Origin of the sequence: Sphingobacterium sp. LZ11T8, from assembly GCF_024261425.1 — a bacterium.
GTDB lineage: Bacteria > Bacteroidota > Bacteroidia > Sphingobacteriales > Sphingobacteriaceae > Sphingobacterium.
The window spans coordinates 121,588-136,578 of record NZ_JANBZY010000005.1 but is presented as its reverse complement, the minus strand read 5'-3'; the positions used below and the strand labels follow the sequence as shown (position 1 = coordinate 136,578).

The 14,991-nt window shown below is 42.1% G+C and carries 11 protein-coding genes; 1 reads left to right on the top strand and 10 read right to left on the bottom strand.

All coding sequences use genetic code 11. The annotated features are described in order from the left end of the window. The first annotated feature begins 27 nt into the window (after nucleotides 1–27). Nucleotides 28–1,215 (top strand): PLP-dependent aspartate aminotransferase family protein, encoded by a 1,188-nt coding sequence (locus NLF99_RS13155; protein ID WP_254528857.1) that lies wholly within the window; start codon nucleotides 28–30, stop codon nucleotides 1,213–1,215. Nucleotides 1,216–1,245: 30 nt separating this feature from the next. On the opposite strand, the gene NLF99_RS13150 is transcribed toward NLF99_RS13155, so the two are convergent. From NLF99_RS13150 to NLF99_RS13105, 10 genes are all read right to left on the bottom strand, one after another. Then, nucleotides 1,246–3,198: a glycoside hydrolase family 127 protein gene (locus NLF99_RS13150; RefSeq protein ID WP_254528855.1), complete on the bottom strand. Its 1,953-nt coding sequence runs from the start codon at nucleotides 3,196–3,198 to the stop codon at nucleotides 1,246–1,248. A 66-nt stretch (nucleotides 3,199–3,264) separates the two neighbouring features. Next, nucleotides 3,265–4,923, bottom strand: coding sequence for a sodium/sugar symporter (locus NLF99_RS13145; protein ID WP_254528853.1), 1,659 nt, complete (start codon nucleotides 4,921–4,923; stop codon nucleotides 3,265–3,267). A gap of 5 nt (nucleotides 4,924–4,928) precedes the next feature. Further along, nucleotides 4,929–6,101: an aldose epimerase family protein gene (locus NLF99_RS13140; protein ID WP_254528852.1), complete on the bottom strand. Its 1,173-nt coding sequence runs from the start codon at nucleotides 6,099–6,101 to the stop codon at nucleotides 4,929–4,931. A gap of 19 nt (nucleotides 6,102–6,120) precedes the next feature. After that, nucleotides 6,121–7,278 carry a galactokinase gene (galK, locus tag NLF99_RS13135; protein WP_254528851.1) on the bottom strand — a complete coding sequence of 386 codons (1,158 nt, stop codon included), beginning with the start codon at nucleotides 7,276–7,278 and terminating at the stop codon, nucleotides 6,121–6,123. Next, on the bottom strand, nucleotides 7,275–8,327 hold the full coding sequence (locus NLF99_RS13130; protein WP_254528850.1) for a UDP-glucose--hexose-1-phosphate uridylyltransferase: 1,053 nt from the start codon (nucleotides 8,325–8,327) through the stop codon (nucleotides 7,275–7,277). The genes galK and NLF99_RS13130 overlap by 4 nt, the downstream gene beginning before the upstream one ends. Nucleotides 8,328–8,367: 40 nt before the next feature. Then, a complete protein-coding gene (locus NLF99_RS13125; protein ID WP_254528849.1) occupies nucleotides 8,368–9,447 on the bottom strand; it encodes a glycoside hydrolase family 43 protein in 1,080 nt (359 codons plus the stop codon). A gap of 9 nt (nucleotides 9,448–9,456) precedes the next feature. Next, nucleotides 9,457–10,563 (bottom strand): family 43 glycosylhydrolase, encoded by a 1,107-nt coding sequence (locus NLF99_RS13120; protein WP_254528848.1) that lies wholly within the window; start codon nucleotides 10,561–10,563, stop codon nucleotides 9,457–9,459. Nucleotides 10,564–10,681: 118 nt separating this feature from the next. Further along, entirely contained in the window at nucleotides 10,682–11,839 is a 1,158-nt protein-coding gene (locus NLF99_RS13115; RefSeq protein ID WP_254528847.1) for an exo-alpha-sialidase, read from the bottom strand. A 19-nt stretch (nucleotides 11,840–11,858) separates the two neighbouring features. Further along, nucleotides 11,859–13,802, bottom strand: a complete 1,944-nt coding sequence (locus NLF99_RS13110) for a family 20 glycosylhydrolase (protein WP_254528846.1) — start codon at nucleotides 13,800–13,802, stop codon at nucleotides 11,859–11,861. Beyond that, the gene (locus NLF99_RS13105; protein ID WP_254528844.1) at nucleotides 13,795–14,988 is read right to left on the bottom strand and encodes an AGE family epimerase/isomerase; all 1,194 of its coding nucleotides are present in this window, start codon (nucleotides 14,986–14,988) and stop codon (nucleotides 13,795–13,797) included. Before NLF99_RS13105 ends, NLF99_RS13110 begins: the two co-directional genes overlap by 8 nt. Between the last annotated feature and the right edge of the window lie 3 nt (nucleotides 14,989–14,991).

The window sequence follows — 14,991 nt, the reverse complement described above, 5'->3', positions numbered from 1 at the left end:
TCCTTTATTTTTTAAACCCAACCTACTATGGCTCATTTAGAAACCGACCTCATCCATAAAGGCCAGGAATTTAACAGCAGTAAAGCTGTTGTAACACCCATTTATCAGACATCTACCTATTTTGCAGATGAAGATTTGAAGAATTATATCATTTCTGCTACAGAAACGAAGAACCCTAATTTTTATCATCGACATGGCAATCCAACCAACTCCCAAGCAGCGGCCATTGTGGCAAGTTTGGAGAAGACGGAAGATGCCTTGGTTTTGGCAACTGGGATGGCGGCTATCAGCACGGCCATTTTATCGGTGGTCAAGTCAGGAGATCATGTTGTAACCCAAAACTCATTATATTCTGGCGCTATGCTCTTTTTTAAGGACTTCTTGACCGAATATGGAGTGGAAGTAACCCATGTGGACCAGAAAGACAATACAGCCTTCGAAAAGGCAATCCAAGCGAACACAATATTAATCTACGTTGAAACCCCTTCGAATCCGAACTTAGATGTCACCGATCTGAAGTTTATCGCTTATTTAGGGAAGAAGCATCAGCTGACCACGATGGCTGACAATACCTTTGCCTCACCCATCAATCAAACGCCTACGGAGTTTGGAATTGATGTCGTGGTTCATTCAGCGACCAAATATTTGGGAGGCCACAGTGACCTTACTGCAGGAGTGGTCTGTGGAAGCAAATCCTTTATTGAAAGGGTCTGGAAAAGGTCCTTGATGCTTGGGGGATCCCTGAGTCCTTTCGACTCTTGGTTACTCTTGAGAGGCCTTAAGACGCTATCCATGCGCGTAAAACAGATAAATAGCAATGCCTTGGCTTTGGCTGAATACTTTGAAAACCACCCGGCCATAAAACATACCGGATATGTGGGGCTTCCTTCGCATCCCCAGTATGATTTGGTCAAAAAGCAGATGCGCGGTGGAACGGGCATGCTCTGTATAGAAGTTGTGGGGGCTAATGAGGACGAGGCCTATAAAAATGCGCAATCGGCAATAAACAAATTGGAGGTATTTGCCAATGCGGCCAGTTTGGGCGGCGTGGAATCCTTGGTGGTCCACCCGGCCAGCATGTGGGGTTCACATCATGATAAAACACAAAAATCAGTTTCCGGAATAAGCAATGGCATGCTTCGAATTTCTGTAGGAATAGAACATATCGATGATCTGATTGCAGATTTTGAACATGCACTCGAGGATATCAAATAGAAGAAGCGGGCAAAACCCGCTTCTTCTATTTTAGTCGATCCTTACGGATGTTAATTTTTCAGGTATCCAGACCTGCATGGCACTCTTACCCCTATTGTTCCAAAGGAAGTAAGGGATTGCCGTAATTTCTTTCTCTTGTTGTAATACCTGATTGCTTGCCTGATCAATAGCTACAACAGGGGCTTTGAACTGGATAACATTTGTCCCCCCCAATAAATCAGGTTTGTAGTTTACTTGAAACTGGGTGTTCTCAGGAATGAACAGTCCATTCTTTGCGTTCGGGTTATCCACATCTTCCACGGCATATACAATAGGACCATATTGTAGGGCAATACGGTTCTGGTTCTGCTTCAATTCATCGGAAGACACGATCCGTTGCACCTCCATATTCAGTTGCATATCAATCTTATCCCCCTTTTTCCACTTTCTATCGATCTTTAAATATCCATCTTCCACAGCTGCATTTACAGGCTTTCCATTGACAGTTACCGAATAGTTATTGGTTTTGCCGTTTTTATAATGATATAATGAACTTGGAACGGGTTCTTTTAACCATCCTGGAATACGAACAAAGACTGCAAATTCCTTCGCTTTCTTAGGACTTACCTCTATACTGACCTGTCCGTTCCACGGATAATTGCCGGACTGTTTCACAAAGACCTCGTTTTTATTTAGGTCTACTGTTGTCTCACTGCCTACGAATAGATTGACATAGAGGTCTGTTGCCGAGCGACTGTAGATATAGGAACCTAAGGAAGATACCAACCTTGCGATATTGGATGGACAGCAGGCGGTTCCGAACCATTCGCTACGTTCGTAATTTCCATCCGAAGCCAATGGATTGCCATAGAAAAAACGATTGCCAGAAAGGCTGATGCCATCGATAGCGGCATTGTACAGCGTCCTTTCCAGTACATCGATGTATTTTGCCTGTGCAGAAAGCATGTTCATCCGCTGGTTCCAGAAAACCATCCCTACGGAAGCACAGGTTTCGCAATAGGCGGATTCATTCGGAAGGTCATAGGGTTTTCCGAACCCTTCATTGGAACCTTGGGCTCCAATTCCGCCGGTGATATAATAGTGCTTGTTGATTACGTCATCCCAAATGGCATCCATGGTCTTGACATAACCTGCATCCTTTGTTTCAGAAGCTATATCCGCAACCCCTGTATATAAATACATAGCTCGTACGGCATGCCCCGTTATTTTTCTTTGATCGCGAACAGGAATATCATCTTGGGCATATTCAGGGTCTTTCCATTCATCCCAGATCTTGCCTACGCCATGTCCCCTTCCTCTCTGTTCAACAAACCAGTCTGCCAATTGTAAATAACGCTTCTCATTGGTATGATGATATAATTTCATCAAGGCCAATTCAATTCCCTCATGTCCCGATACCCATGGCTTATTGGGAACCCGAAAATAATTGTCGATATGGTCTGCAAACTTTGTTGCTACCTTCAGCAATTTATCCTTACCAGTTGTATTATAATAGGCTATACCCGCTTCGATTAGATGACCAGCACAATAATCCTCATGCCTTTCCATATCTTTCCAGCGATCCTGAAGGCCATTTAGGGTGTAATAGGTATTTAAATATCCATCAGGCTGTTGAGCTGCGGCTATTTTATCGATCCATACATCTGTATTGGCTTCTAGTTCTTTGTCTGGATAGTTCTTCAAGGAATAGGCGATGGCTTCAATCGCTTTATAGACATCGGAATCATCATAATAGATCCCCTCGTGCTTGCCTGAACCCTGAGCCACCTTCTCAAAATTCCGGATGCGTCCCGTTTTGTCCTCGGTATAGGTTACACAGGCATCTATGGTAGCATTGGCGACCTTTTCCAATTGGGGTGACCAGAAGTTATCTTCTATGGCAACCTTTGAAAAATTAATCGGATAAATCTTTTGTGAAGGGCTTTGTGCCCAAAGGCTCGCGGAAAATAACAGTCCCGCTGAACAAATCAGAAAGCTTCTCATAATGGTAGGGTTGGGTTAATTATGAAAAAAGCTAGAAGAGGTCTTTTCCTCTTCTAGCTTTAGTTATTACCAGAATATGGTATAAAGCGCTGCGGTGATACCGATAACAATCAAGGCACCTACTGCAAAGCCAGTTTTTGTTTTGAACATGGTAGCATCTATCTCAAGTCCGTGTGTAACCACGCCTTTTTTGTGCTCGTACATAGAGATAATGTACATCCCGATTAGACAGAATATGAATACGAATCCAATTCTATCGATGAATGGGATTTCATAAACGCCATCCACAGGGATTGCAAATCCTGTTGAAGCCAAGAATGAAAGATCCATATAACCTGGAAGGAATTTCAATACGATCGACAGCAAGAAACCAACGATGGTTGCAAATAGTGCTGCATTTGAAGTCGTTTTCTTCCAGAAAAACCCTAAAAGGAACATGGCAAATACCCCTGGAGAAACAAATCCGGTATATTCCTGGATGTATTGGAATCCGCCTTTTTTATCAATCCCTAAATATGGAGCGATAAAGATGGCCAAGATCATGGAAACCACAATAGTGATCTTTCCTACATTTACTAATTTCTTTTCAGAAGCATCTTTGTCGAAGATCTTTTTATAGATATCCAAGGTAAAGATCGTTGCCACTGAGTTTGCTTTTCCCGCCAATGAGGCTACCACCGCAGCAGTCAAGGCCGCAAAAGACAAGCCTTTCAATCCTGTTGGCAATAGATTCAATAGTACCGGATAGGCTCTATCTGGATTCAGCTCTCCACCAGCTAACATTTCTTGTTGGAATAGACCATCATTATAAAGTACGAAGGCGGCAATACCTGGCAATACAACGATTAAAGGCATCAATAACTTTAATCCAGCAGCGAATAACAGACCGTTTCTTGCTGTTGGAAGATCCGCACCTAATGCACGTTGCGTGATGTATTGGTTACAGCCCCAGTAGTTTAGGTTGATAATCCACATACCCCCGATCAGAACGGAAAGGCCAGGAAGATCGATGTAATTCGGATTATCTGGTTTTAGGATCATATGGAAATGGTCTTGGGCTTTGTTATGAACAATTCCAAGTCCATCTAAAACGCCACCACCACCGAAATGGTCAGACACCAAGTTTAAGGCAAGATAAGTCGTCGCCAATCCACCTAAGATCAGGAAGAATACTTGGATAACATCAGTATATCCAATTACTTTCATTCCCCCTAGCGTGATGAAAATAGCGAAAATCGCTAAGCCGATCATACAGACTTGGAAATCTAACCCTGATATACTGGACACCGCCAATGCCCCTAAGAATAAGATGGAGGTCAAATTGACAACGATATACAATAGCAACCAGAAAACAGCCATGATCATGGCTACAGTGCCGTTATACCGCTGATTCAGGAACTGCGGCATCGTAAAGATCTTGTTCTTGAGATAGACCGGTAGAAAGAAAACCGCGACTACCACCAAGGTCACCGCTGCCATCCATTCATAGGTAGCAATGGCAAGACCGATCTTAAAGCCCGAACCACTCATCCCGATGAATTGCTCAGCGGAGATGTTGGATGCGATCAATGAGGCTCCAATTGCCCACCAGGTCAAAGATCCTTCGGCTAGGAAGTAGTCCTTGGAGTCTCCAGAGGCCGATTTCTTCTTATAATAAATGTAAAGTCCATATCCTGCAACAATGATGAAGTAACACAGGAATACAATATAGTCTTTGGTTTCCATTGATATTAATTAGTCGTAAACTTATAAATAGATTTGCTTGTATAGGTATCTCCTGGTTTCAAGGTTGTTGAAGGGAAGTTCGGTTGGTTTGGGGAATCTGGGAAATGTTGTGTTTCCAAGCATAAACCGGTACGGAAGCTATCCTTTACACCATTTTTTAGGGTTACATTATCTGCCATAAAGTTCCCACTGTAGAACTGAATTCCTGGCTCTTCGGTATACACATCCATCACGATCCCTGTTTTATCTCCAGTTAACGTGGCAGCATGGTTTAATCCATCCACTTTAGTTCCGCTAAGAACCCAATTATGGTCATATCCTTTTCCGAATTTCAATTGCTCATCCTCTTGTTGAATATCCTTACCGATAGTTTTGGACACTGTAAAATCGAATGGAGTACCTTTCACGTCCTTCAACTCTCCAGTGGGGATCAGCGTGCTATCTACTGGCGTAAATTTATCCGCATATAGCTTTAAGGTATGTTCAGTAATGGTTCCACTACCTTCACCGTTTAGATTGAAATAAGCATGGTTTGTAAAGTTCACTACAGTTTTCTTGTCAGCGGTTGCTTTGTAAGCGATGGCCAATTCATTGTTATCAGAAAGACTATAGGTAACCTCGATATGGATAGGACCAGGAAAACCTTCTTGTTTATCTGGAAGGGTATATGCAAAGGTAATGGCTTTATCATTGGCAGATTTCACCTCCCAATTTGCAAAATGAACTCCTTTTAATCCACCATGAAGGGTATTAGCACCATTATTGGTCGGAAGGGTAAAGGTTTCCCCATCTAGGGTAAACTTACCTTTGGCAATACGGTTGCCAAATGGTCCAACGATAGGTCCGAAAAATGGTTCTTTAGGGTTGTTATAATCAGAAGCTTTATTGAAGCCCAATACCACGTCAGTCAGTGTTCCATTCTTATCAGGAACCTGTAGAGAAACAATCCTGGCCCCAAAGTTCGTAAAATAAGCCTTGGCACCGGAAGAATTCTTTAGCATGTAAAGCTTGGCTTCTTTCCCATCGATTTTTTCCGTGAAAGAACTGGAGTCTAAGGTTGTAACAGCATTGCTGCTTGAATCAGTGGACTGACTGCTTTCTTGCTTACTATTTTGCTGGCATGCCACAGCCGTAATTAGGCCGCACGCTAGCATAAGTTTAAGGATTGATCTTTTCATTTTCTGTTTATAATTGATTCTAATATACTAATTCTGAGCCATTATCGGTTTTTACGAAAATAGGTGTCAACTCAAGGTTAAACTCTGTTTTATAGGCCGGTGCAAGCGCATCAACAAGCTGCTGTCCGAATCCTTTTTTGACGATATTGATCGTACAGCCACCGAATCCTCCTCCCATCATTCTCGCTCCAAGTACTTCAGGGAAGTCCTTCGCTTTCTCCACTAGAAAGTCCAATTCTTTACAGCTTACTTCATATTCCTTGCTCAAACCTTCATGCGCACGGAACATCTGCTTGCCCATTTCTACGATATCACCATTTTCCATGGCTGCACAGGCTTTCGCTAGCCTTTCATTTTCTTCTACTACAAACTTTGCTTTGATATAACTATCCAGATCAAACGGCATGACCAATTCATCCAACATTGCTATATCAACATCTCTTAAGCTCTTCACATCAGCATGTTTCTTTTGGACCAAGGTAACAGCATGCTCACAGGAATACCTTCTATCATTATATGCAGAGGAGGCCAAAGAATGCTTTACATTGGTATTTAACAATACGATTTCGTATTCCCCCAATTCCAAAGGGACATAGGTATAAGTGAGATCCCGACAATCCAGGCGAACTACATGGTTTGCCTTGCTGAGTACCGAGGCAAATTGATCCATGATTCCACACTTTACGCCAGCATAGGTATGCTCTGCAAGTTGACCGATCTTGGCAATACTGACTTTATCCAAGCCTAGTCTGAACAATTCATTCAATCCATAACCCGTTGCACATTCAACGGCAGCAGAAGATGATAATCCCGCACCAACAGGGATATCCCCATCGATATAAAGGTTAAAACCTGAAAGTTCCAATCCTCTTAATTTTAATTGATTAACCACGCCTAATATATAATTAGGCCACCCTTTATCGGAAGGAGCTACCTTGTCTAATTCAACTGTATAGCTCTCTTTAAAGTCTTCAGCGTATAAATGTATCTCCGAATCCTCTCGTTTGGAAAGCGCAACATAGACAGCTTTGTCAATAGCAGTTGGAAGGACGAAGCCTTCGTTGTAGTCGGTATGTTCCCCGATGATATTGATCCTTCCTGGGGATTTCGAAACTAATGTAGGCTCTGTTCCATACAATTCCTTAAACCTAGCACTAATTTGGTCTCTGTCAATCATTTGGTATTCGATTTATAATGTACTGTGGATTGATTTCTGATTATTTCTGCAGCTTTTTCAGCTGTAATATCGCGTTGCGGATTGGCTAACATTTCATATCCGACCATGAATTTCTTTACTGTGGCGGAACGCAACAAAGGCGGGTAAAAATGCATATGCCAATGCCAAAAATCTTGATTTCCACTATTTACTGGCGCTTGATGCATGCCTGCAGAATATGGAAAAGAAGTAGAAAAGATATTATCGTAACGGATGGTTAGTTCTTGTAAGGTTTTGGCGAGATCGGTTTTTTCATCATCGGTAAATTCCCTGATGTCCTTTACCTGTCTTTTGCTGATGACCAAGGTTTCAAATGGCCATGCTGCCCAGAATGGCACCAGGGCGACGAAATGATCATTATCAACAATGATCCTTTCCTTTTTCTTGAGCTCCAAGGCTAGGTAATCAGAAAGCAAGGAATGACCATTTTTTTCGAAATATTCCTTTTGTTGCTTCTCTTCTTTTTGGATTTCCATAGGGAGTTTACTCTCGGCCCAAATCTGTCCATGCGGATGGGGGTTGCTGCAGCCCATGATGGAACCCTTATTTTCAAAGATCTGTATGTATTTAATCCAATCGTTTGCTGCCAAAGAAGCAAATTCGCTTTGCCACACATCGACTACCTTCCTGATTGCTGGGATATCCATTTCTGGTAAGGTCAAGTCATGCTGCGGCGTAAAAGCGATCACTTTGCATATCCCTCTTTCCGTTTCAGCTACCAAAAGGCCTTCCTCATTCATCTCCCCTTCCTCGGAATCTTTCAATAATGCAGAAAAGTCATTCACGAACACAAAACTCTCTTTGTAATCTGGATTTACACTTCCATCAGCTCTTGAATTTCTTGGGCAGAGGTAACAATTTGGGTCATATTCAGGCCTATTGTCGGCAGGTAAATCTTCCACTTGCCCCTGCCAAGGTCGCTTACTGCGATGGGGAGAAACAAGGATACTTTCACCTGTCAACAGGTTCAAACGCCTGTGAGGAACATCATTTATAGCAAAGTTGGGCATAGGTTGCGCTTAAATTAGTTTTCCTAAGATACAAATTCCATCAATTAATTGTAGTGGGTCCGTGTACTTTTAACACACCCTTAGAATCTATTTCTATGGGATCAATAAAAACAACCCTGTCATTTCCGGTTTTGGTGGTCCTGCCATGGTAGACACAGTACATTTTGCCATCCTTACCTACAAACACAGAATTATGGCCCGTACCTGTCACATCACCTCCCTTTTCGCTGTTCTTTTCCAATACCGGATTAAACTCCGATTTCACAAACGGCCCTAAAGGACTTTCTGAGGTGGCATAACCCACGGCATAATATGGCCCTGCATAGTGATTCGCAGAATACATCATATAAAAAAGACCATTATGCTTGAACAAATAGGACCCCTCGGTCCAACGGCGATTGATTTCCTTATTATGGACAGAACGGCTTTCCCATTCTGCCTGCTTATCGTCCATTTTCACTGGTGGCTTCAACAAAAGGCGAGGCTTACCGATTACCCCACTCAAATCTGGTTTTAACTCAATTCCGTAAACCCAACTCTCCTCAATCTCATCATAAATGCCATTCTTTTTTGCCCAATCTGCGATCTCTGATTCCACGGGATGTTTGTAACAACATCTGGAATAATAAAGATATTTCTTGCCATCCTCCGCTACATAGACATTGGCATCAATAATGGGATAGCCAGGATCAAAAAGCGGATGCGATTCTATATCCACAAAAGGACCGGTTGGATTATCCGATACCGCAACGCCGATTTTATAGTTTTCAAGTTCATTATTTGGATTTTCTTTCCAATGGGCACTGTAGAATAAATAGAACTTATCATCCCATTTATAAACCTCAGGAGCCCAAAAGTCTTTGGTTCCCCATGATTTTTCCTGTTGGTTATTGTAGATTACACCTTCATTTTTCCAATCCTTTAGGTCCTTGGAAGAATAAACCACAAAACCGTTCTTTGTACCCCCTGTTCCATATAAATAATAAAGGTCGCTCTGCTCATCAAAGATGATATAAGGATCCCCTAAAGCAACTGACAGTGGATTCCCCGGTAATTCCTGGGCCTTACCTTGCAGGCACAACAGGAATGACAATCCTAATAGCAATAATCGTATGTTCATCTCTAAGAATTAAATAATAGGTTTTTGAGTTTTATTTCTTTCTGGTTTTCCTGTACCGATCAGTGGCCAACCCTCTTTCCAGTTCAGCGGATCCAACATCAACATCCTTCTGCTTGTTCCATTCCCCAACTTTCCATTGGTCTTATCAATCGCATGGTAGAAAATCCAATCCTTACCTTTAGCATCCTTGATGATCCCTGAAGTATGCCCAGGGCCAACTATGGAATCCGAACCTTCCAAGATTAGGCTACCATGATTTCTTTCCTTGATATCTCGTCCCTCTTTATCGAGATAGGGTCCCAACAAATTCTTGGATCTTGCTGTCAGCACATGATACTTACTATTTGCACCCTCACAGCAACTACCCTTAGAACCCAAGAAATAGAAATAGCCATCTTTCTTATAGATGGTCACGGCTTCATAATCACCGGCAGCTATTTTATGCTTTTTCCCAGTTAACACCTTTTTCCCATCAGAGGTTAACTCCAGCGCAAATGTGCCCTGTTCAGGACTATCGGAGAAACTTCCCCAGAATATATATTTCTTGCCATTATCCTCCATAAAAAAGGGATCAATTGAATTAGGCACATTGGCAGATTCAGAATCAAGCAATTTCCCTTGATCTATAAAAGGCCCCTTTGGAGAATCCGAAATAGCCAATCCCAAACCAGGGTTCTTATCGCCCCAAGTTGAAAAGGAGTAATAGAGGTAATACTTTCCATCTACAATATTGATATCTGGTGCCCAAATACCACCGGCCTCTTTCCAATTAGGCTTAGTGTCAAAAGCAGGCCCCACATAGGACCAGTTCACCATATCCTTGGACTCCAAGATTGGAACAAGACGAGAGCCCTTACCATCATCCCAATTATCTTGGGTGCCATAAGCATAGAATAGTTTTGTTTTAGGATCTTGGATTACCGTAGGGTCAGCGAGCACAGGTTCAAATACCGGATTCTGATAGGTATCATTTTTTTGGCTTGTAACCACAGAGTTTTTCCTTGCACAAGAATCAAGAACAGAAGCTGAAAGTAATAAAACAGACATGAGCATTGAATTGCGGACCGAAGGCACACTGATCAATGTTTTTATATAGACCACACTTTTCAGAAACATAATTTGATTGAGTTTAAACAGGTTAAACAAGTAGATAAAGTTCAATTTACAGGAATTTTCTGAGAATTAAGGGAATAAAAAAAGAAAACCCTAAGCTTTATGGGCTTAGGGTTTTCCTTTATTTGATCTTTTCCGTTAGGAAGACAATGTCTTTATAATTGTCTTTTTCATACAGAATACCGACCAACTTAGGTTTCATCAGGACGATGTCCGAATAGGCTGAATAGGCTCCTTTATATCCTTCAGGCGCCTTAGCAATCAATTTTGTAAAATACCAGGTCTTCCCTTTATCCTTTGAAAGCCTCAAGGTTAGGTTATCCCTATTCTTTTCATCTGCTGCATTGATATGAGCCAGCACGAAATTCTTCCCTTTCTTCCAGGACAATACCGAACCTTGGTTGATCGGGTCTGGAAGATTAGGGTCTGGAGCAGAACTCTGCCAAGTTTCACCGCCATCATTCGAAACGGAAATAACACGTTGCTTTGGATTCAACTGCTGATTCCTGGAACTCATATAGACCTCATTATCTCCAACCTGAGCAGCAGTAGATTCATTAGTTCCTGGATAAGGTACATTCTGGCTCAACTTAAAGGTCTTTCCATGGTCATCCGAATAGAAAGCATGTGCATTCCAGTCCTTACCCTGTGCACTAGGATCTCCAGCACTGTGGTTGGCAGCAATGTAAATCCTTCCCTTATTAGGACCTGACACAAACTGAAATCCATGTCCAGGCGTATTGGCATAAGTTCTCCAGTCTTCTGTAAAGGTATAGGCGGAATTAACCTGTGGCTGATTTGGTCTGTGGGTCTGGGTCGTGATATTCACGGGTTCAGACCAAGTTTTTGCACCATCCGTAGAAGTGATGTACCAGACTTCACGCAAGCCTTTGCCTTTCCTCACTTCGCCTTCGTGGTTGTTCCCTGTATTATAAAAAAGAAATATCCTTCCAGCTGGATAAGCTGGATCCGTCATATCCAACACCGGCGCTACATTTCCAGCCTGAAGCTTATCATAATCAGCTGCAACATTCAGTTTCCCCCAAGTCTTTCCTTGGTCCTGACTGATCTTATAAACGATATCCACATTGCCATAATCTCCGGCATGGTCCACACGACCTTCCGAAAATGCTATCAGGTCTCCATTCTTGTTCTTGATAATGGCTGGAATCCTATAGCTGGCATAACCATCCTCTCCTGAGCGGAAAACTACGGTTTCCTGAGCTGAAACTGCTGATATTAAGCATGCGGCAAATACTGATAAAAATAGTTTTTTCATATATAGTGTGTATTGATTTCTATTGATAAGGGATAAAAGTAAACATCCATTTCGTTGGATTCTGCCAATCCTTGCCCTTAAAATCTCCGACTGGCAACTTGATTAATATCTCATTCCATCCTTCCTCCATCTGGATCTTGGTGGGTTCCCTAAAAGAATAGCCTTCATCCGTCAATGGCAGCTCTAGCTCCCCTTTCTGACCAGGATGATTCCATTTCGGCGCTGGGATTTTTATTCCATTGACCAAAACCTGGCTTTGCAGGTCATCCCATGTACCTTCTGCCGGCGAATCACTGGCATAAGACCGCGAAAGGTTTGCAAAACCGATCCAGAATTCTTTTTCTTCGGCTTTATCACTCCAGATCCTTGTTCTTTCATAAAAAGTACTGTTGGGTTTAGGCGATTCAACAACTCCGGGAATAATATCAGCCCACCAATGTCTCAAAACGATGGTCCCTCCGACTTGGTTCTTATAAACAGCATATTGTTCCCCAAATGGTTCCTTTTCAATAGGGAACTCTTTCGCTAATTCGCCATTATTATCAAAAGGTCCGATCATTTCCCAGAACATTCCAGTCTGTTGCTGATATGGGAAAGGAAGGTTGGCGAAATATTTCGATTTATGGGACAAGAGTCTCTTCTCAAATGCTGCAAATTCTTGGAATGCTTCCGTTTTTCTTTCTGGAAGAAATGCCTTCCAACCTAATTCACCGCCTCCACGCCATATTCTTTCTGCAAATGTTATCATCCCAGGATAGATAGCACTTTGCAGGAACATATCCTCTGGTTTTTCAACTGCACGGTCTGGCCATGAACATAGAATGGCTCCAGGAAGTTGCGAGCTTTCCTTTTCCTGTTCAGCAAACCTTCGGAAAAACAAGGTTGTCACAGTCTCCAAAGGATCCATATGGTTGATATAAAGATGCTTGGAGTCTAAATACTGAAGTGTAGTTTTAGGATCTATAGCTTTTGGACCGCCCATCCACATTTGACGAACGGTGGATGATTCCAGATTACTTCCCGGATCCCAGCCGTAAGTTTTGAAGCCCAATGATTCCACATATTTCGTGATTTCCGGCATAAACTGCTTATTACTAATCTTTACCTCATCCCCACCTATATGCAGATGCTTGAGCGTAGGAAAGGTATCAGCAAACTCCTTAAGCAATTCCTTGATGTATACAATACCTTCTTCACTCTGCATATTGACCTTAAAGAAACGCTCAAATGCAGCTGAATGTCCTGGCATATCAATCTCAGGCAAAAATAAAATATGCCTTTCCTGACAGTAATCGATCAACTCCTGAAACTCCGCAACCGTATAATATTTCCCAGCCCATCGGGTCATGTTCTCCGCAGCTGTGAGACCAGGATATTTTTTACTTTCCAAGCGCCAAGCAATATCCTCCGTGAAATGGAAATGCAGAACATTAAGCTTATACTTCGCCATCACATCGATCTGCTCTTTCAACATCGCCACCGGTTGGTAATTTCTACCCACATCCAGCAAGAATCCCCTAAAGGAATATGCAGGCTGGTCCTTGATTTTCACTAGAGCTACTTGCTTCTCATGAAAGTCCATTTGTCCTAAAGTCTGCAGAGCGTAGAAAATCCCTTTACTAGATAAAGCTTTGATTTGGATTCCCTGGGAATCAATTTGCAGAGTATAACCTTCATCAGATTGTATACCTTCCAGACTTGAAATTATCTTCAATGAAATTGAAGGTAATTTCTTATTCTTAGAAATGTTTATCGATTGACCTTCTAATAAATTTTTAAGCAGGTTGACCTCATTCTTTTCAATGGATTTGCCAATTTCAAGATGAACCCCTTTGGATAGGTCCAGTTTATTTTCCGACCACTGCACATCTTGAGGCATTGGAATCAAAGCCTCTTGAGCGTTCAAGCTATCGACAGCGAAAAAGTTCAACAACAATAAAATATAATGGGCTATCCTATTCATAATTGTCCTTTTTCTTAAATTGATTGATAATGGACCAACAGTACCATTCTTGCCTAGGCAAATGGAATGGACCTTTAAACAGGTTCCCTTTAGCGGTTTGGGCTATTCCCCCATCACGATGTAAATAACCGTACCATTCCCCATGTTCTTTATCGTGGAAATGAGTATAGGCATATTCATGGATCTGCTTGTGCATGCTAGCATATTTCTCATCCTTGGTTATCAGATACGCCAATAAGGTAGCAATGATAGCTTCGTTCTGCGGCCACCAAAATTTCATGTCCTGCCAATATTCTTGGACAGGTTTATTATAGACATCCCTAAAATACAGAATACCTCCAAATTCCTTATCCCAACCTCTTTCCCACATATAATCCAGCATCCGCAATCCAAGGTTTATCAATTTCTCATCCATATTTCTATGAACAGCTTCATGCAGAATAAACCAAGCACCCTCAATGGCATGCCCCGGATTGAGTGTTCTTCCATCAATATGATCGATGATACTACCATCAGGAGCTACCTGCTCCATCACACAGCGGATATCATCCTTCACAAAATACTGTTCTATCTCTTGGATCCAATTTGTAATCGCATCTTCACATCGAGGGTCGCCAATGGTCTCCCTTAATTGCTGAGCGGTATTGCACATGATCATCGGGATTCCTATTCCGCGGCTTGGTCGAGTTTCCTCAAACTTAGGTTCCATTTTTCGTTCTCCACTGGCATATTCCAAACATATCCCAAATAGATTACGGGCTAATTGCGCAGCTTCCTCATCACCTGAAGCTTTTGCGTAGGCAGCACTGGCAATCACGGCAAAGGTTTCCGAGAAAAAATATCGACGCATACGGATTGGATTGCCTTCCTGATCAACGTGGAAATACATTTTCCCTGCTGCATCAAAACATTTATTTTTCAAAAATTCATAGCCTAAGCGCGCGCCTTCCAACCATTCTTCCCTTGGTTCCACCGTGTTATAAAGGGTAGAAAGCAACCAACAAGCACGGCCTTGTATCCAAACGGCCTTATCGGTATCAATCAGGGAACCATCTTGATCTCGCATCAATAGGTACCCACCAAACTCATGATCAAATGATCGCGGAAACCAAAAAGGAACCGTATCATTGACCAATTGATCTTTATAAAAATCTGCTAATTCAGTTAACTCTTCGTTATTGTACATTCT

What these genes read in the sequence shown, in the direction of transcription:
- NLF99_RS13155 (WP_254528857.1), top strand. Translation starts at nt 28, where the DNA reads ATGGCTCATTTAGAAACCGACCTCATCCATAAAGGCCAGGAATTTAAC.
- NLF99_RS13150 (WP_254528855.1), bottom strand. Translation starts at nt 3,198, where the DNA reads ATGAGAAGCTTTCTGATTTGTTCAGCGGGACTGTTATTTTCCGCGAGC.
- NLF99_RS13145 (WP_254528853.1), bottom strand. Translation starts at nt 4,923, where the DNA reads ATGGAAACCAAAGACTATATTGTATTCCTGTGTTACTTCATCATTGTT.
- NLF99_RS13140 (WP_254528852.1), bottom strand. Translation starts at nt 6,101, where the DNA reads ATGAAAAGATCAATCCTTAAACTTATGCTAGCGTGCGGCCTAATTACG.
- galK (WP_254528851.1), bottom strand. Translation starts at nt 7,278, where the DNA reads ATGATTGACAGAGACCAAATTAGTGCTAGGTTTAAGGAATTGTATGGA.
- NLF99_RS13130 (WP_254528850.1), bottom strand. Translation starts at nt 8,327, where the DNA reads ATGCCCAACTTTGCTATAAATGATGTTCCTCACAGGCGTTTGAACCTG.
- NLF99_RS13125 (WP_254528849.1), bottom strand. Translation starts at nt 9,447, where the DNA reads ATGAACATACGATTATTGCTATTAGGATTGTCATTCCTGTTGTGCCTG.
- NLF99_RS13120 (WP_254528848.1), bottom strand. Translation starts at nt 10,563, where the DNA reads ATGTTTCTGAAAAGTGTGGTCTATATAAAAACATTGATCAGTGTGCCT.
- NLF99_RS13115 (WP_254528847.1), bottom strand. Translation starts at nt 11,839, where the DNA reads ATGAAAAAACTATTTTTATCAGTATTTGCCGCATGCTTAATATCAGCA.
- NLF99_RS13110 (WP_254528846.1), bottom strand. Translation starts at nt 13,802, where the DNA reads ATGAATAGGATAGCCCATTATATTTTATTGTTGTTGAACTTTTTCGCT.
- NLF99_RS13105 (WP_254528844.1), bottom strand. Translation starts at nt 14,988, where the DNA reads ATGTACAATAACGAAGAGTTAACTGAATTAGCAGATTTTTATAAAGAT.